Raw genomic sequence first — 17,127 nt, forward strand, 5'->3', positions numbered from 1 at the left:
CTTCGCGCTCATGGCGAAGATCGTTGTTTTCGGGGCGTCCGGCAAGGCAGGACGTGAGATCGCGGACGTCGCGCAGGCCCGCGGCCACGAGGTGACCAGGATCGGGCGCGACCCCGGCGTGCAGGCCGCGGCGGAGGTAGCTGCGGGCCACGACGTGGCGGTGAGCACGGTGGCGGACCTTTCCCGCGACCCGGCGGAGTTCTACACCGAGGCGGCCCGTGCGCTGGTGGCGTCCGGTGCCGGGCGGATCATCGTGGTCGGCATTTACACGTTGCTGGAGACCGCACCTGGCGTGCGCGTCATCGACGGCCCGGACTTCCCCGCCGAGCACAAGCCGTTCTGCCTGGGGCACGCGGCGGGCGTCGAGGTGCTGGCCGCATCGGACGCCGACTGGCTGGTGATGAGCCCGGCGGGCAACTTCGGCGGCACGTCCACGGGCCGGTACCGGGTGAGCGCGGTCGATCCGGCCGACGAACTGACCTACGAGGACTTCGCGCTGGCCGTGGTGGACGAGATCGACCGCCCGACGCACCGCCACCGGCAGATCGGCATCGCATCAGCGTGACCTGGCTCACGGGACGGCCCTCACGGGACCCTGATGGGGGTCCGGGGGCGGGCCCCCGGCGTGGGGGTCTGGGGGCTCGCCCCCCAGAGAAAAGACGAGAGGCCGGCTCAGGTCTGCGCTCTCCGCAGACATGGGCCGACCTCGGTCGCGAGCGGGCGACGGGAATCGAACCCGCGTAGCTAGTTTGGAAGACTAGGGCTCTACCATTGAGCTACGCCCGCATTGCCGCCCCGTTAGGGGCTGCGATTAATAGCTTAGCGGGTGGCGGTAAGCTGGATGCAACCGGGGCGTGGCGCAGCTTGGTAGCGCACCCGCTTTGGGAGCGGGGGGTCGCAGGTTCAAATCCTGTCGCCCCGACGGTTGGCGAAAGCCCTCGACGAAGCACCTCGTCGAGGGCTTTCGGCTTACTTCACGAGGTAGCGGCCGGCCCAGGCGGTGAGCACCTCCGCCACGTACGCGGCGTCCGCGCGGTCGGTCAGCAGGTGGTCGGCGCCGTCGAGCGAGATGAACGACTTGGGGTGGCGCGCCGAGTCGAAGACGAGCCTGGCGTTGTCGATGCCGACCGTGTCGTCCTGCGGGGAGTGCATGACGAGCAGCGCACGGTCGAGGCCGGAGATGCACGCGGTCTGGTTCTGCTGGTTGATGTCGAGCAGGAAGCCGTTGCTGATCCGGAACGGGCGGCCGGCCAGTTGCACCTCGGCCACGCCGTGAGTCTCGATCTCGTCCTTGGACGAGCCGAGCAGGTGCTCGACGTGCGAGGTGTCGAACGGCGCGCCGATCGTCACGACGGCCTTCACCTCCGGCACCCGGTGTGCGGCGGCCAGCACCGCGGCGCCGCCCAGCGAGTGTCCGATGAGGACGCTCGGGGCTCCGATGGTGTCGCGCAGGTGACCTGCGGCGCAGACGAGGTCGTCGACGTTGGACGTGAACGTGGTGTTGGCGAAGTCGCCGTCGGACTGGCCCAGGCCGGTGAAGTCGAACCGCAGCACCGCCACGCCGCGCTCGGCCAGGCGGCGGGAGATCCGGCTGGCCGCCACCGAGTCCTTGCCGCAGGTGAAGCAGTGCGCGAACACGGCGGTGGCCACGACGTCCCCTTCGGGCAGTTCGAGGCGGCCCGCCAGTGCCTGGCCGTCGATGCCCGCGAAGACCGCTTTCCGGTTGTCCATGACCTCTATGGTGCGTCACGTGCGCTACCAGTACCTCGACGCCCGGTTGCGGCAGGCTTTCGACGACGCCGGGCTCGATCGCGGGCAGCGGGCGTTGCTGCAGGGTGTGCTGCGTGCGCTCGACCCCGACGCGCACCTCGGTGAGCACGTTGCGGGGCTCAACAGCGCGTACCTCGCCGTCACTCGCGTTCAGGCCGCGTTGGAGAGTCACGCGACCGAGGACCAGCCGCGGTGGAACTTGTTGCGGCGCATCATCGCCACCTCGCTCGCGTGCATGGACGCCGCCAAGCCCGCCTACGCCCACGGCGGTGGACTGGAGCTCGCGAAGGCCCGCAGGGTGCTGGTGAAGGTCGACGCGGCCATCGCCGCCGACGGCCAGAGGTTCGATGCTCAGGTGGCGGCCGACGCCGCGGCGAAGCTCGATCCGAAGAAGCTGCGCGCGGCGGTGCGGAAGTGGATCGATCCACTGTGGAACGGGATCGAGCTTCCGCTGCGCGCCAGGATGATCGCCGAGGTCGCGGTGGTCGTCGCGGTGCACGGCAGGGATGGCAGGCAGCTCAGGACGGACCTGCTGCGGTGGCTCAAGAAGCGCGGTGATCTCGCCGACGTGCTGTGGCCCCGCAAGCAGAAGCACGTCGTCGCGTTCGTGGTGCGGGGTGCGCGCGTGCTCAGGCACCTGGACGAGCTGTTGCCCCAGGCGCGGCAGGAGCCGCTGCACCGCAACAGGTTGCCGAAGGACGACTTCCTGAAGGAGGCCGTCAACGGGTCGTCGGTGCTGGTGCGGGTGCCGGTCGAGGCGGCGGACGTGCACACGGCGGCGTTGCGGGGCCGCCGGATCCTCAGCGAGGTGCTCGACCAGTACGCGGCGGGGGAGCGGCTCACCGAACTGCACATCGCGCCGGTCTGGCAGGTCAGCGAGCCGGGCGGACGGGTCACCCGCGGCACCGAGCACCAGCGCACGGTCGGCAACGCCTATCCGCTCACCGCCTACTGGCCGGCGGAGCTGCGCAGCGCGATGCGGGTGGCGAACCTGGCGCGGCAGGTCGACGCGCCGATGGCGAGCGCCGGGCTCGCGTGGAGTGCGCTGGAGGCGACCGGGCTCGATCCGGGCAAGATCGCGTGGCTGGCCAAGGCCTGTGCGCTGCAGATGCTGCGGCAGCACCTCGTCAGCCTGCACGTGATCGTCACCAACCACGACACGGACCTGCGCGGACCGCTCGACGCGCACGTGCCGACCACCGGCGTGAAGCACCACCTGAAGTCGGTGGACGCCTGGCTGGAGGTGCTCATCGGCCACAACCGCCCGGACGCACGGCTCGACGCCGCCCAGAAGGCCATCACGGCGCTCGCCGAGAGCGAGGGCGGTCTCGTGCAGGACCTCACGGAGCTCTGGCGCGCCAGGCTTGCCGACTCGAAGGTCCTGGCGGGCTGGCTGCGCGAACAGGAGGACACCGCCGCCGCGCTGCTGGAGTGGCTCTACGTCACCAGGAACCTGGCGTTCCACGCGGGACGGTTCGCCTCGCCCGCCGACACGCTGACCGCGCACGCCGGGCAGGCCATCGCCGACCTCACTCTCGAGTTCCTCGGGAACTGGCGGACCGTGGAGAGGCGCGCCCAGAAGGAAGGAGGGAGCCGGCAGGAGACCTCCGCGGTGGAGATCTACCGCCGGCTCGCGCAACGGGAAGACCAGCTGGTGGCCCGGCTCAAGCGCGCCGGATCCGTTCGCAGGCTCAGTGTCGAGGACATCTCCGGGCCCGACGAGAAGTGGTGGTCCCGCGGCCGGAACTGAGGCCGTTGGTTACGGCTTGGCCTTCGTCAGCCAGTCCTCGACCCGGTCCGGGTTGGCCTCGACCCACCGCTTCGCCGCCTCGTCGGGCGACATCTTGTACTTCGCGATGAACGACGCCACCGTGTCCTGCTCGTCGTTGCTCCACTGGAAGTTCTGCACGAGCCTGGCCGCGGGGCCGCCCTTGTCCATGAACTTCTTGGAGGCGATCTTGTCGAGCTCGTAGCGCGGGTAGTCGCACGCGACCTTGGCCGGGTCCGCGTCACAGCCCGCCGTGTACGGGGGCAGGTCGACCTTGACCAGCTCGATGTCGAGGTGCAGCCACTGCGGCTCGAAGAAGTACCCGATGAGCGGCGTCTTCTTCTCCTGGGCCTGGCGGAACGCCTTGATCAGCGTTTCCTCGCTGCCCGCGTAGACGACCTTGTAGTTGAGGTTCAGGTTCTTGACCAGGGCCTCGTCGTTGGTCACGAACGACGGGTCGCCGTCGAGCACCTGGCCCTTGCCGTCCGACTGCACGGTCTTGAACTTCTCGGCGTACTTGTTGAGGTTCTGCCAGTTCGTGATGTCCGGGAACTCCTTCTTCATCCACGGTGGCACGTACCAGCCGATCACGCCCTTGTTGCCGGACGGGCCCACCCGCACGGCAGAGCGCTTCTCCTCGATGTACTTCTGCTTCAGGTCCTCATGACCCCAGTTCTCCAGGATCACGTCGATCTCGCCTGAGTCGAGGCCCTGCCAGGCGGTCTGCTCGTCGACTTCCTTCTTCGTCACCTTGCAGCCGAGCCGCTTCTCGGCGAGGTACGCGACCACGGCCGCATTCGCCTCGTAGCCGACCCACGGGTTGACCGCGATGGTGATGGAGTCGCAGGGCTCGGTGGGTGCTGCCGAACTGGAGCGCGGTGACGCCGTCGATCCACTGCCACAACCGGCAATTGTCAACACGAACGTCATTGCCAGAGCGATTCTGGGGGCTTGCACGAACAGCTCCTCGTCGGGGGGAAGAGCGATGCAGGAGACCGCTCAGTTCAGCTTTTCCCGATCGTTCTGACCGAGTCAAGTCATGGGATGATTGGTTGTCCACAAAGGATCTGATTTGTATCAGCCCTTGACCGTATCCGTGCGAAGGTCAATGCTGTCGCGCATCGAGAAACGGTGTGCGCAGTCCGCAACAGGTCGGAGTGGTTTGGCGTGGATCCCGTGATTTCGGTCAGGGACCTGTGGAAGGTGTTTGGCCCCAACGCATCGCAGCTGGTGGCCTCGGACGAGCTCAAAGCGTTGTCGCGGCACGAGTTGATGGAGCGCACAGGTTCCGTCGCGGCCGTGCGCGGAGTGGACTTCGACGTCGCTCCCGGCGAGATGTTCGTGGTGATGGGACTGTCCGGTTCGGGTAAGTCCACACTGGTCCGTTGTCTGACGCGGCTGGTGGAACCGACCGCGGGCACGATCATGTTCGAAGGCGAGAACATTCTCGAAGCGGACGCCAAGCGCCTGCGCGACCTGCGCAGGAACAAGTTCTCCATGGTGTTCCAGCACTTCGGTCTGCTCCCGCACCGGACTGTCGCCGACAACGTCGGTTACGGCCTGGAAATCCGCGGGGTACCGCGCGCGAAACGTGGGGAACGGACACAAGAGGTGGTCGACCTCGTCGGACTGTCCGGTTATGAGAAGTCCTATCCGGATCAGCTCTCCGGCGGCATGCAACAACGCGTCGGTCTCGCGCGCGCACTCGCCGGCGACCCCGACGTCCTGTTCTTCGACGAGCCGTTCTCCGCGCTCGACCCGCTGATCCGCCGCGACATGCAGTCCGAGGTCATCAGGCTGCACCGCGAGGTCGGCAAGACGATGGTCTTCATCACACACGACCTGAGCGAGGCGCTCAAGCTGGGCGACCGCATCCTGATCATGCGCGACGGCCAGGTGGTGCAGGTCGGCACCGGCGACGAGCTGGTCGGCGCCCCCGCGGACGACTACGTGCGCGACTTCGTGAAGGACGTGCCGAAGTCGCACGTGCTGACGCTGAAGTGGATCATGCGCCCGCCGCGCCCCGACGACGAGCTCGACGGTCCCGAGCTGTCGCCGGAAACCGTTGTGCGGGAGGCCGTCCGCAGCGTGCTGAGCGCGGACAAGCCGGTGAAGGTCGTGCAGAACGGCGAGCTGCTCGGTGTGGTCGCGGACGAGGAGATCCTCGGGGTCGTGGCCGGGGAGGCGTGACATGGTCGCCGTCGCCGCCCCTCGGCAGCTACCCCGGGTGTTCCAGCACAAGAAGTCGCTGATCTTCGCCGGCATCGTGCTGGCCTGGCTGGTGCTGTGGCTGGTGTTCCGCAACGTCGGGACGCTCGCGCTCGGTGCCGCCGACCTCACCCCGTTGCACCGGTGGATCAACGACGTCAACGACGCCGTCGGCGCGTCCAGGAACTCCAACCCGCTGTTCCTGTACTTCTTCAACGAGATCCGGCTCGTCATCGACGAGTTCGTGACCTTCATCCAGGCCCTGATCGCGCAGCCGTCGTTCGGCCGGCCCGTGCCGGTGATCGGCTGGCTCGGCGTGGTCGCGATCGCCGGCTTCGTCAGCCTCGCGGTGGCCGGCTGGCGGATCGCGCTGCTCGCCGTCGCGGGTTTCGTGTTCTTGGGCCTGCAGGGCCTGTGGCAGGAGAGCATGGACACGCTCTCGCTGACCCTCGCCGCGGTCGTGATCTCGCTGCTCATCGGCATTCCGCTGGGAATCTGGGCGGGACTGTCCGATCGGGCCAACCGCGTACTGACGCCGGTGCTCGACTTCATGCAGACGATGCCGACGTTCGTCTACCTGGCGCCGTTGACGCTGTTCTTCCTGATCGGCCCGGCCTCGGCCACGATCGCGACGCTGATCTACGCGGCACCGCCCGCGATCCGGATCACCGCGCACGCCATCCGCTCGGTGCCGCGCAACACCGTCGAGGCGAGCGAGTCGCTCGGTGCGACGTGGCAGCAGACGCTGGTGAAGGTGCTGCTGCCGTCCGCCCGCAAGACCATCGTGCTCGGCGTGAACCAGACGATCATGGCCGCGCTGGCCATGGTCACGATCGCCGCGCTGATCGACGCGCCGGGCCTCGGCAAGACCGTCGTGAAGGCGTTGCAGACCCTCGACGTCGGCACGGCGTTCAACGCGGGCCTCGCGATCGTGGTGCTGGCGATCGTGCTGGACCGCGTGACGACCGCCGCCGCGAGCGAGCGCCGCAGTCTTCCGCGCTGGGCGCTGTTCGGTGGCCTCGGCATCACCGGCGTCTGCGTCTACCTCTCCTACACCTACCTGTGGGCCGCCGAGTTCCAGACGGACGTGGAGATCGGCAGTTCGATCCGCAAGGGCGCGACCGCCGTGACGGAGTGGGCGCAGGACTCGCTGCCGGTGATCACGGACGGCTTCAAGGACTTCGTCACGTTCGCGTTGATCAACCCGCTGCAGGCGTTGCTGGCCGAGTCGCCGTGGTTCCTGGTGGCACTGGTGATCGTCGCGCTGTCGTTCATGATCGGCGGCGTGCGGCCCGCGATCGTCTCCGCCATCTGCATCGGCCTGCTGATCGCGACCGGCCTCTGGCAGGACTCGATGATCACGCTGGCGTCCACCCTGGTCGCCACGATCATGGTGATGGTCCTGGGTATCGTCGTGGGTGTCTGGATGGGACGGAGCAGACGCGCCGACCGGTTCATCCGGCCGGTCCTCGACGCCGCGCAGGTCATGCCCGCCTTCGTCTACCTGGTGCCCTTCCTGGCCTTGTTCTCCGCGTCGCGCTTCACCGCGATCATCGCCGCCGTGGTCTTCGCGGCGCCGGTGGCGATCAAGATCATCGCGGATGGCATCCGCGCGGTGTCGCCCGCGACCGTCGAGGCGTCCACGGCACTGGGGTCGAGCTCGTGGCAGACGATCGTGAAGGTGCAGCTGCCCATGGCGCGCGGTGCTCTGACGCTCGCCGCCAACCAGGGCCTGATCTACGTGCTCTCGATGGTCGTCGTCGGCGGTCTCGTCGGCGCCGGCGCGCTCGGCTACGACGTGGTGGCCGGGTTCTCTCAGGGCCAGTTGTACGGCAAGGGGCTCGCGGCCGGTGTCGCGATCGTCGTGCTGGGCGTGATGCTCGACCGCCTCACCCAGGCGGCCGCCAAGCGGTGGACCAACTAGGAGGTCTGGAAAGTGGCTAGGCACAGCGTGCTGGGAGCAGTGCTCGTAGGAGCACTCGCCCTTGCTGGTTGCGGTGGCGCCAAGGTCGGTGACACCTCCTCGGGTGCGACCGGCGACTGCGGCACGTTCAACCTCGCGATCAACCCGTGGGTCGGTTACGAGGCGAACGCGGCCGTGCTCGCGTACGTGGCCGAGAAGGAACTCAAGTGCAAGGTCACCAAGAAGGAGCTCAAGGAAGAGGTGGCCTGGCAGGGCTTCGGCACCGGTGAGGTCGACGCCGTGGTGGAGAACTGGGGCCACGACGACCTGCGCAAGAAGTACATCGACGAGCAGAAGACCGCCGTCAGCGCGGGGTCCACGGGCGTGAAGGGGCAGATCGGCTGGTACGTGCCGCCGTGGCTCGCCAAGGAGCACCCCGACATCCTCGACTGGAACAACCTCAACAAGTACGCCGACCAGTTCAAGACCTCGGAGTCCGGCGACAAGGGCCAGCTGCTCGACGGCGACCCGTCGTTCGTGACCAACGACGAGGCTCTGGTGAAGAACCTGAACCTCAACTACAAGGTCGTCTACGGCGGCAGCGAGACCGCGCTGATCCAGGCCTTCCGCCAGGCGGAGAAGGACAAGAAGTGGGTCCTCGGCTACTTCTACTCGCCGCAGTGGCTGCTCAACGAGATCAAGCTGGAGAAGGTGAAGCTGCCCGCGTACACGCCGGGCTGTGACGCCGACGCCGAGAAGATCGCCTGCGACTACCCCGACTACGACCTCGACAAGATCGTGTCGAAGAAGTTCGCCGACGCGAACGGCCCGGCCGCCCAGCTGGTCAAGAACTTCAAGTGGACCAACGAGGACCAGAACACCGTGGCGAAGTACATCGCCGAGGACAAGATGAAGCCCGAGGACGCCGCCAAGAAGTGGGTGGACGCCAACGGCGACAAGGTCAAGGCGTGGCTGCCCAAGGCCTAGTCAGGACATGAGTCGTAGGGGGTGTGGTTCCTGGACGAGAGGAACCGCACCCCCTACGACTACCCCCGGCATCATGCAGCCTGTTGTCCGGCGGGAACCTCAGGCTCGTGGCGATGTGTCATGCGGTGCCACCACGAACGCTGCTTACCGCCGTGGCGGTAGTACTCCCGCGCCCGGCGGGCGTCCTCCCGCAGGGCTTCCTGCCGGTAGTCCATCTCCGCCTTGATCGCTTCGGGCGTCCATTCCATCCGACTCACTCCTCAGTTCGTCTTTCCTGATGACGATGAGATTGCGCCTGAGGGGTGACCCCTTACATCGGACGATCACGCAAGGTCGCGCCGTGAGACCCCTTACGCGGTGCCCCGGTAGCCGGATCAGCGGATCCCGGCCGGCGAGGTAAGGGACCACGATCGAGGGCATGACTGCCGCCCACCTGCCCACGCGACCTGGGAAGTTCTTCGATCCCACCACCGAGGTCCACTTCGACGAGGCACTCGACACCTGGCACGTCTTCAGCCTCAGCGACGTTCAGCGGGTGCTCTCCGACGAGGAGTGCTTCTCGTCCGGTTACGGCCTCACCGACGAGACCAGGCCGCTGGCCAACCCCGTGCTGAGCGGCATGTGGGCCGCGGACGGGCAGCGTCATCGCGACCTGCGGGCCGCGGTCGCCGACCCGTTCAGCCCCAGGGTGATGTCCCGGCTCGAAACCCAGATCCGCGCCATCGCCACCGAGCTGGTCGACGGCTCGAACCCGGCGGCTTCGACGTGGTCCCGCGCGTCGCCAAGCCTCTGCCCACCAGGGTGATCTGCCACCTGCTCGGCCTCGACCTCAGCGCCGAGCACCGGATGACCGAGTGGCTGGAACAGTGGTACCAGGACTCCGTCACGACCAGCACCGTGCCGAGGCAGGCCGAGATGGCGGAGTTCTTCGCCGCCGAACTCGACCGCCAGCGCGCGGAGCCCGGTGACGGGCTGATCGCCGAGCTGCTCGCCGTGCAGGCCACCGGCTACCTCGTCGACGGCAGGCCGATGTCGGACTGGGACCTCATCGGCTACTGCGCGATGCTGCTCGGCGCCGGCGTGGACACGACCGCCGCGACCATCCCGAACGCCGTGCTGTTCCTGACCGAGTTCGGCTGCTGGGAGGAGCTGCGCGCGGACCCGTCGCTGATCCCGGGGGCGATCGAGGAGACCATGCGCTGGTACCCGATCTTCCCGGCCCCGCGCAGGCTGGTGCTGCGGGACGTCACGATCGGCGGCCGGGAGATCAGGGCGGGGCAGTGGGTGAGCGGATGGCTCAGCGCGGCCAACCGCGATCCCGCGCGCTACGCCGACCCGGACACGTTCGACATCCGGCGCAGGACGCGGATCATGAGTTTCGGGCACGGGCCGCACCACTGCCTGGGCGCCGGACTCGCGCGGCTGGAGAAGCGTGTGCTGCTCGAAGAGATGGTGCGCCGGCTTCCCTTGCTGCGCAGGGAGACCGGCGCACCGCTCGTGCGGCGTCAGTGGATGCTCGACAACCTCGAGACAGCCACCTTCCGCTTCGACTAGTCGATCACGGCGTTGGTGCCCGCCGCCTTGCGCACGCTGGTCGTCTTCGCGCGCGCCTGGTTGTCGTCGGGCTTGGCGTCCGCACCCCAGCCGCGGTCGGGCATGGTGGCCTCCACCCGGAACTCCACCGAGCCCTTCGCGGCGTCCTCCGCCGAGTAGGTGTAGGCGAACGGGAAGTCGGTCCGCCCGGACGCGGACGCCGGGACCCACTGCGTGGTGTGGCCGATCTCCAGGTCGTAACCGCTACCCGAGGTGCTGACCTTGTAGAGCGTCACGCGGACGTTCTCGTCGTGCCGGGTGTTGGCGACGCTCACCTTGATCGGCTTGGTCTGGCCCGCCCGTGCCGACGCCGGAACGGAGAACGCGGTGACCGACACGTCGTGCGTGTCGACCTTCAGCACCTCCGAGCCGGTGCCGGTGCGGCCGTCCTTCGTCGAGCCGGTCACCGTGACCGTGTACTCGCCGTCGGCGGCGTACCGGTGCTTGATCTGCTGGCCGGGCACGATCGGCGCCGAGCCGCCGTCGCCGAAGGACACCGTCCCGGTGACCAGTGGTCGCTGGTCACCCGAGAACGGCTCCAGCGTGACGTCGGTGAACACCGTGGGGTTGTTGGGGTACGTCCCCACGGACGGAGCCAGTGGTTCCGCCTCGACGAACTCCACGAAGAACGGCGCCGCGTACTCCGGCGAGTCCGCCACCCGGACCAGGTACGACTCACCGGGCGTCGCCGAGAACACGTTGTGCTGGTAGTTGTTGCTGCCCGACGGCTCGCAGTCCACTTCGGACAGATCAGAGGCGCGGTACACGCTCACCGCCGTCCGGTCGGACAGCACCTGCACGAACTTCGGCGAGGTCGGCGTGTAGCGGTACCAGGCCGACTGCGTCGCACCGGCGTCGCAACTGGCGGCCGGTTCGCCGGGCTCCGCCGACGCGCGCCGCAGATCTCCCTCGTGCCGCTCGGAGATCTCCACCGGCGCGGCCGACGCGCGGTCGTCGTTCGGTGCGGGGGCGACGGGGGTCAGGGACACGTTCACCGGGCCGCCGTACCACGAGTAGTACTCGACGAGCAGGACGTGGTAGGTCACGCCGGCCTGGACGCGGAACGTGTCGTCGAACGGGCTGCTGGAGGTGCAGGCACCCGCCACCGGCGTGAGCGCGCCGCGCTCGCCGGTGAACACGCCGAAGAACGGCCCGAACCGCGTCGACTGCGCCCGCAGCCGGACGAGGCCGTCGGCGGATGCGGTGTGGCGCAACCAGACCGAGCCCTCACCCCAGTGGTTGCAGGCGCTCGGGTCGTCGGCCGCCTTGGTGGCGCCGGTCGTGTCGATCGTCGACTGGAACGGCAGCGCGGAGACGTCGACCGCGCTGTCGAAGTCGTCGGCGGCCGGAGCGGCCAGCGCCACGGCGGGCGCGAACGTCGCGAACACGGCCGCGGCGAACGCGGACGCGAGAATTCTCCTGGACAGTCTCATGATCTCCCCCGGATCAGTTCGCGACGGCGGCGGCGGACAGCAGCGCCGGCCTGACGGTCGTCGCGATCGTGATGACCTCGTTGTCGGACGGAACCGCGTCGCGCACCGGGTACTCGAGCTGCGGCTCGACGACCGCGCGGAACGAGACCTTGCCGGTCACCGCGTCCTGCGGGGTGAAGGTGTAGGCGAAGGGGAACTTCACCTTGCGGGTCGGGTGCGCGGGCACGTCGATCGTGAGCGTGCCGACCTCCTGCCAGCCGTTGCCGTTGCCGTTGTCCCGGTAGACGGTGGTCTTCACCTTCTCCAGGTAGCGGGTGTTCGACACCTGGACGGCGATCTGCTTCTGCTCACCGGCCCGCGCGCTGGCCGGCACGGTGAACTTGGAGATGCCGACGTCGTGCGTCTTCACCGTGACCGTCGTCGTGTCCGTCGCCGTGCGGCCGTCTCCGGCCGTCGACCGCACGGTCACCGTGTAGACGCCGTCCGCGGCGTAGCGGTGCGACTTGCTGGTCTCCGTGCTGGGCGCCGCGGTGGCACCGTCGCCGAAGTCCCACTCGGTGGTGACGGGGTCGTTGTAGTCGGCCTGGTGGTCCACCTGGAAGCCGATGTTCTCGAAGAGAGACCGCTCGTGGCTGTAGCCGGTGTAGACCTGCGTCGTGAACGGCGCCGACTCGCTGAGCCGCAGGGTCGAGGGGTAGCTGTAGTAACCGCCGCCGGACCACTGGAAGTAGTAGGTCTTGCCCGCGGTGACCGCGACCGACTTGCCGTCGTAGTGCTGGGAGTCCTCGCAGCCGACGAGCGTCAGGTCGTTGATCGAGGTGCCCTCGTAGACAGCCGCCGTGGGGCCGGAACCCCAGCCGTCGACGTGCATGAGCACCGAGTGGTTCCTCGTGGGCGTGTAGGCGTACCAGACGGACGGCGCGCCCGAACCGGCGCACCCGGCGGCGCTCGGCTCGCCGGCCTCGCGGGAGGCACGGGTGAGGTCCGGGATCGGCGCGCCGAAGGGCAGCGCCGTCACCTGCTCCGCGTTCGCGAGATCGTCGTTGGGCAGGTGGGAGATCCGGTCCAGCGCGAGCTTCACCTGGCCGCCCGCTGAGCTCGTGCCGCTCACCATGAAGTGGTAGGTCGTGCCCGCCTTCGCCGGGAACGTGAGCGGCGTGGCCCGCTCGGTCGTGCACCCGTCGTAGAACGCGTTCCAGACCTGCTTCAGGTCGCCGCGCTCACCCGTGAACGTCGCCACGTTCAGGTCGCGGTCACTGCCCTCGGTCTTCAGCCGCAGCAGGCCGTCCTCGGTCGCGGTGTAGCGGAACCAGGCTGAACCCTGGACCGAGTAGCCGCGACAGCCGTACGGGTCGTCGCTCGCCTTGGTCGACTCCGTCGTGTTCTGCTCGACGGAGTACGGCAGCGCGCCGACGACCGTGGCCGAGTCGAAGTCGTCATTGGACGGTGGCGCCGCCTGTGCCACACCGGGCACCAGCACCCCCATGAGCACGGCGGCCGCGACCGCCAGCGATCTCGCAGAAGGCATGCGAAAGTTCCCCCTAGAACCCCAGAACCCCGCGCCTCGGAACGGCCGGGGTCACCCCGGCCTTTAATCGCACCGGGCGGGCTTTTTGTTGCCCGCCCGGTGCAAGTTGCTCCGTACGGCCTACTTCTGCCAGGCCGTGACCTCGCCGGCCCACCGCCACGGCTCGGTGGTGCCGCCGGGCAGCGAGTTGAAGTACTCCCAGCCCGCCACGCCACCGAAGTTCGTGTACTTCGTCTTGAGGCTGGTGACGGTGTTCTTCAGCGTCGTCATGCTCACGTAGCCCGACCCGCCGTTGGCCGTGCTGGTGAGGGTGCCGAGCACGACCTTGTTCGCCGGGATCACCCGCCGGTTGATGATCTGGTCGTAGTTCGCGGTGCTGCCCGCGTTGCCCCAGCCGTTGTAGAACTGGCCGTTGAACCACGCGATCTTCGAGCCGTGGCTGCGGTACAGGTCCTCGTAGTTGAAGCCCGAGAGGTTGCCGCCGCCCCACAGCGCACTCGCCACCGGGGAGAGCGTGACGATGAAGTTCGCGCCGAAGTCGGTCTTGAGCTGGTCGATCACCCGCCGGATGCCCGCGATCGACATCCGCTCCTCGACGTCGAGGTCGACGCCGTTGAGCCGGTAGGTGCGGATCGTGTCGCGCAGCAACGGGTAGTACTCGGAGAACCGGGTGTCGAGCCGTTGGAACGAGCCCGGCGCCGCACCGCCGACCATGCCGATCACGTTGACGCCACGGGCCTGCATCGCGGCGAGGTCCTGCCACATCTGCGTGTACCGCGAGTGCGACGGCGGGTGGTCGTTCAGGTGGACGATCTTGTTGTCGTTGAGGTGGATCGCGGCGACGAGGACGTCCGTGACGCCGGTGTTGCGGTCGACCAGGGGCTTGGGCGAGACGTACGTGCCGGTCGCGCCGTTGCTGTACTGGGTCTGGTAGTAGACGACGGTTCGCTTCTGGGTGGCCGCCTGGGCCGGTGGCGCGGCGAGCGCCACCAGCACCAGGGCGAGGAACAGCTTCTTCATGCGCTACCTCGTGAATCGCAGGGTGATCACTTGGAAGGGGCGCAGCACCACCTCTGCCGACGCGTCGGCCAGGGGCCGTTCGAGCAGGTCGGTCTCCTGGATCCGGGTGTGGGCGAAGGAGGTGCTGATCGAGGCGCGGGCACGGCCGCCGTGCGCCTCGTAGAGCCGGACGACGACGTCGCCCGACCGGTCGTCGGCCAGCTTCACGGCCTCGACCCTCACCGCCCGGTTGTCCGTGCGCACCAACGGTTCTGGTGCGTGCGAACCTCGGACGGCCTGCGGCGGCAGGTTGATGCGGTACCCGGCGTCGATCGCCTCCGGGATGCCCGCGCCGACCACGAGGGCGTAGCGGAAGCGGTGCTCGCCCTGGTCGGTCTCGGGATCGGGGAACCGCGGTGCGCGCAGCAGGGACAGGCGCACGGTCGTGGTGGTTCCGCCGTCGTCACGGGTGGTGCGGGTGACCTCGTGGCCGTAGGTCGAGTCGTTGACCACCGCGACGCCGTAGCCGGGTTCGCCGACGTGCAGGTAGCGGTGGGCGCAGATCTCGAACTTCGCCGCCTCCCACGAGGTGTTGGTGTGCACCGGGCGGTGCAGGTGGCCGAACTGCGTCTCCGCCGTGGAGACCTCGGCACGCAGGTCGAGCGGGAACGCGATCTTGAGCAGCTTCTCCCGTTCCTGCCAGTCCACCTCGGTGTCGAAGTCGACCTGCTTGGCACCCTCCCGCAGCCGGATGGTCTGGGTGAGCACCGAGTCGCCGAACTTCGCCCGGACGATCACGCCGTCCTCCGCGTCGACGCGCTCGGACGGGACCAGGTCGGCCTTCCAGTTGCGGTAGAACGGGTCGATGTCCCAGGCGTCCCACTGGTTCGGGTTGTCCCGGTGCAGCTGCGGCATGCCCGCGAACCCGTGCGGCGGCAGGACTTCGCGGTCCTCTTCGAGGTCGAGGATCGAGAGCACGATGCCGTCGGCGTCGATCGTGACGCGCAGCCTTCCGTTGTCCAGCACGCCGTCGGCCGGTGTCACGAACGGCTCAGGGGCGTCGCCACCGAGCACGTCGAACGTGAGCTCGTCGTCCCCGTCACCCTTCAGCGCGTCGATCGCCTGGGCCGTCAGGGCCTTCAGCTCGGACGCCACGCGGGCGTAGGTGGCCTCGGCCTCGCGGTGCACCCAGGCGATCGAGCTGCCCGGCAGGATGTCGTGGAACTGGTGCAGCAGCACGGTCTTCCACAACCGGTCGAGGTCGTCGTACGGGTACTCGTGGCCGGCCAGAGCCGCCGCGACGGACCAGTGCTCGGCCTCGCGCAGCAGGTGCTCGCTGCGGCGGTTGCCCTGCTTGGTCTTGGCCTGGGTGGTGTAGGTGGCGCGGTGCTTCTCCAGGTACAGCTCGCCCGCCCACACCGGCGCGTCCGGGTACTCGTCCTGCGCGGCCTGGAAGAACTCGCGCGGAGGCTCCACGCGAACGGTGGGGGAGCCTTCGAGGTCCGCGACGCGGTGCGCGGTCTCCATCATCTCGCGGGTCGGGCCGCCACCGCCGTCGCCGTAGCCGAACGGGACCAGCGACCGCGAGGCCTTGGCGTGCTCGGCGAACTGCCTCGAAGCACGCGCCAGTTCCTCGCCGCTCAAGGACGAGTTGTAGGTGTCGACGGGCGGGAAGTGCGTGAAGATCCGCGTGCCGTCGATGCCCTCCCACCAGAACGTGTGGTGCGGGAACCTGTTGATCTGGTTCCACGACAGCTTCTGGGTGAGGAACCAGCGCGAGCCCGACAGCTTGATCAGCTGGGGGAGTGCGGCGCTGTAGCCGAACGAGTCGGGCAGCCAGACCTCCTCGGTCTCGACGCCGAAGTTGTCGAGGAAGAAGCGCTTGCCGTGCACCAGCTGACGGGCCATCGCCTCGCCGCCGGGCATGTTCGTGTCCGACTCGACCCACATGCCGCCGACCGGCACGAACTGCCCGGCGCGGACCTTCTCGCGGACGCGGTCCCAGACGTGCGGGTGGTGCTCCTTCATCCACGCGTACTGCTGGGCCTGCGAGCACGCGAAGTAGAAGTCCGGGTACTCGTCCATCAGCTTGGTGACGTTCGAGAACGTGCGCGCGCACTTGCGGACGGTCTCCCGCAGCGGCCACAGCCAGGCCGAGTCGATGTGCGCGTGGCCGATCGCGGAGACCTTGTGCGCGGAGGCGTTGGCGGGCAACGCCAGCACGCCGGCCAGTTCCTCGCGGGCCAGATCGGCGGTCGCGGCGACCTCGTTGAGGTCCAGCGCGTCCATCGCCCGGTCCAGCGCGTGCAGGACCTTGTGCCGGCGCGGGTCGTGGTCCGGCAGTTCCCGCATCAGCGACTGCAGCACCTCGATGTCGAGCATCAGGTGCCACACCTGCGGCTGGAACACCGCGAGCTCGGCCTTGAGGATCTTGTACAACGGCTCGGTGCCCGCCGTCTCCTTGTCGCCCAGCGGGGTCGGCAGGAACGGGTGGAAGTCGAGGATCGTCGGGTTTCCGGCCGCCTCCAGGTAGAAGAGGACCTCACGACCGTCGACCGGCAGGTAGGTGTTGCGCGGCTCGATGCCCTTGATGGGCAGGCCGTCAGCTGTGTACGCGAGGCCTTCGGACTGGAAGCCGGGGCCGGGGTGGGTGAAGCCGAGGTCCAGCACGACCTCGACCTGCTTGCCCTGCCACGACTCCGGGACGCTGCCGGTCAGCCGGAACCAGCTCGTGCTCCACGGCGCGCCCCAGTCGTCGCCGACGTTGGCCGGTTCGTAGGTGGCTCGCAGTGCTTCGGCGACCGGTACGGGCTCGTCCGGCACGGTCCAGACGGCGAGCTCCAGCGGTGCGGTCTCGCCGTAGACGGCCGGGCGGATGCGTTCCTTCAGCGTGCGGTTGAGTCGTTCTTCCAGCAGCGCGCGTTCGTCGTGCACAGTA

General features: G+C 68.5%; 14 protein-coding genes and 2 tRNA genes. 8 read left to right on the top strand and 8 right to left on the bottom strand.

Translation table 11 applies throughout. The annotated features are described in order from the left end of the window. The first annotated feature begins 10 nt into the window (after window positions 1-10). Window positions 11-565, top strand: coding sequence for an NAD(P)-dependent oxidoreductase (locus SK571_RS26295; RefSeq protein ID WP_319986754.1), 555 nt, complete (start codon window positions 11-13; stop codon window positions 563-565). 150 nt (window positions 566-715) lie between these two features. Here SK571_RS26295 and SK571_RS26300 read toward each other — a convergent pair. Further along, a tRNA-Gly gene (locus tag SK571_RS26300) sits at window positions 716-786 on the bottom strand. Window positions 787-848: 62 nt separating this feature from the next. Between SK571_RS26300 and SK571_RS26305 the strand changes: the two genes are divergently transcribed. Next, window positions 849-922, top strand: a tRNA-Pro gene (locus SK571_RS26305). 47 nt (window positions 923-969) lie between these two features. Here the strand turns inward: SK571_RS26305 and SK571_RS26310 are convergent. Continuing rightward, window positions 970-1,731, bottom strand: coding sequence for an alpha/beta hydrolase family protein (locus SK571_RS26310; protein ID WP_319986755.1), 762 nt, complete (start codon window positions 1,729-1,731; stop codon window positions 970-972). A gap of 19 nt (window positions 1,732-1,750) precedes the next feature. Between SK571_RS26310 and SK571_RS26315 the strand changes: the two genes are divergently transcribed. Next, entirely contained in the window at window positions 1,751-3,520 is a 1,770-nt protein-coding gene (locus SK571_RS26315; protein WP_319986756.1) for a hypothetical protein, read from the top strand. A 9-nt stretch (window positions 3,521-3,529) separates the two neighbouring features. Here SK571_RS26315 and SK571_RS26320 read toward each other — a convergent pair whose 3' ends face one another. After that, a complete protein-coding gene (locus tag SK571_RS26320) occupies window positions 3,530-4,468 on the bottom strand; it encodes an ABC transporter substrate-binding protein (RefSeq protein ID WP_319986757.1) in 939 nt (312 codons plus the stop codon). A gap of 246 nt (window positions 4,469-4,714) precedes the next feature. Between SK571_RS26320 and SK571_RS26325 the strand changes: the two genes are divergently transcribed. From SK571_RS26325 to SK571_RS26335, 3 genes are read left to right on the top strand one after another with little or no spacing between them, the layout of a single operon-like run. Beyond that, the gene (locus SK571_RS26325) at window positions 4,715-5,728 is read left to right on the top strand and encodes a quaternary amine ABC transporter ATP-binding protein (protein ID WP_319986758.1); all 1,014 of its coding nucleotides are present in this window, start codon (window positions 4,715-4,717) and stop codon (window positions 5,726-5,728) included. 1 nt (window position 5,729) lies between these two features. Beyond that, window positions 5,730-7,670: an ABC transporter permease gene (locus SK571_RS26330; protein ID WP_319986759.1), complete on the top strand. Its 1,941-nt coding sequence runs from the start codon at window positions 5,730-5,732 to the stop codon at window positions 7,668-7,670. 12 nt (window positions 7,671-7,682) lie between these two features. Next, window positions 7,683-8,636, top strand: a complete 954-nt coding sequence (locus tag SK571_RS26335; RefSeq protein ID WP_319986760.1) for an ABC transporter substrate-binding protein — start codon at window positions 7,683-7,685, stop codon at window positions 8,634-8,636. Between the two features lie 71 nt (window positions 8,637-8,707). Here the strand turns inward: SK571_RS26335 and SK571_RS26340 are convergent, their stop codons facing one another. Then, the gene (locus SK571_RS26340; protein WP_319986761.1) at window positions 8,708-8,884 is read right to left on the bottom strand and encodes a hypothetical protein; all 177 of its coding nucleotides are present in this window, start codon (window positions 8,882-8,884) and stop codon (window positions 8,708-8,710) included. A 170-nt stretch (window positions 8,885-9,054) separates the two neighbouring features. On the opposite strand from SK571_RS26340, the gene SK571_RS26345 reads away from it, so the two are divergent. Together SK571_RS26345 and SK571_RS26350 are read left to right on the top strand one after the other, a co-directional pair. Beyond that, window positions 9,055-9,441: a cytochrome P450 family protein gene (locus SK571_RS26345; RefSeq protein WP_319986762.1), complete on the top strand. Its 387-nt coding sequence runs from the start codon at window positions 9,055-9,057 to the stop codon at window positions 9,439-9,441. Continuing rightward, a complete protein-coding gene (locus SK571_RS26350) occupies window positions 9,402-10,190 on the top strand; it encodes a cytochrome P450 (protein ID WP_319986763.1) in 789 nt (262 codons plus the stop codon). The genes SK571_RS26345 and SK571_RS26350 overlap by 40 nt, the downstream gene beginning before the upstream one ends. Here the strand turns inward: SK571_RS26350 and SK571_RS26355 are convergent. From SK571_RS26355 to SK571_RS26370, 4 genes are all read right to left on the bottom strand, one after another. Beyond that, on the bottom strand, window positions 10,187-11,662 hold the full coding sequence (locus tag SK571_RS26355) for a PKD domain-containing protein (protein ID WP_319986764.1): 1,476 nt from the start codon (window positions 11,660-11,662) through the stop codon (window positions 10,187-10,189). The two genes, SK571_RS26350 and SK571_RS26355, sit on opposite strands and share 4 nt — an antisense overlap. 13 nt (window positions 11,663-11,675) lie before the next feature. Then, entirely contained in the window at window positions 11,676-13,190 is a 1,515-nt protein-coding gene (locus tag SK571_RS26360; protein WP_319986765.1) for a PKD domain-containing protein, read from the bottom strand. Between the two features lie 120 nt (window positions 13,191-13,310). Then, complete coding sequence (locus SK571_RS26365; protein WP_319986766.1) at window positions 13,311-14,210, bottom strand: glycoside hydrolase family 18 protein; 900 nt, start codon at window positions 14,208-14,210, stop codon at window positions 13,311-13,313. Window positions 14,211-14,213: 3 nt separating this feature from the next. After that, complete coding sequence (locus tag SK571_RS26370) at window positions 14,214-17,123, bottom strand: alpha-mannosidase (protein ID WP_319986767.1); 2,910 nt, start codon at window positions 17,121-17,123, stop codon at window positions 14,214-14,216. Window positions 17,124-17,127: the final 4 nt, after the last annotated feature.

Source organism: Lentzea kristufekii (assembly GCF_033949925.1).
Lineage (GTDB): Bacteria > Actinomycetota > Actinomycetes > Mycobacteriales > Pseudonocardiaceae > Lentzea > Lentzea kristufekii.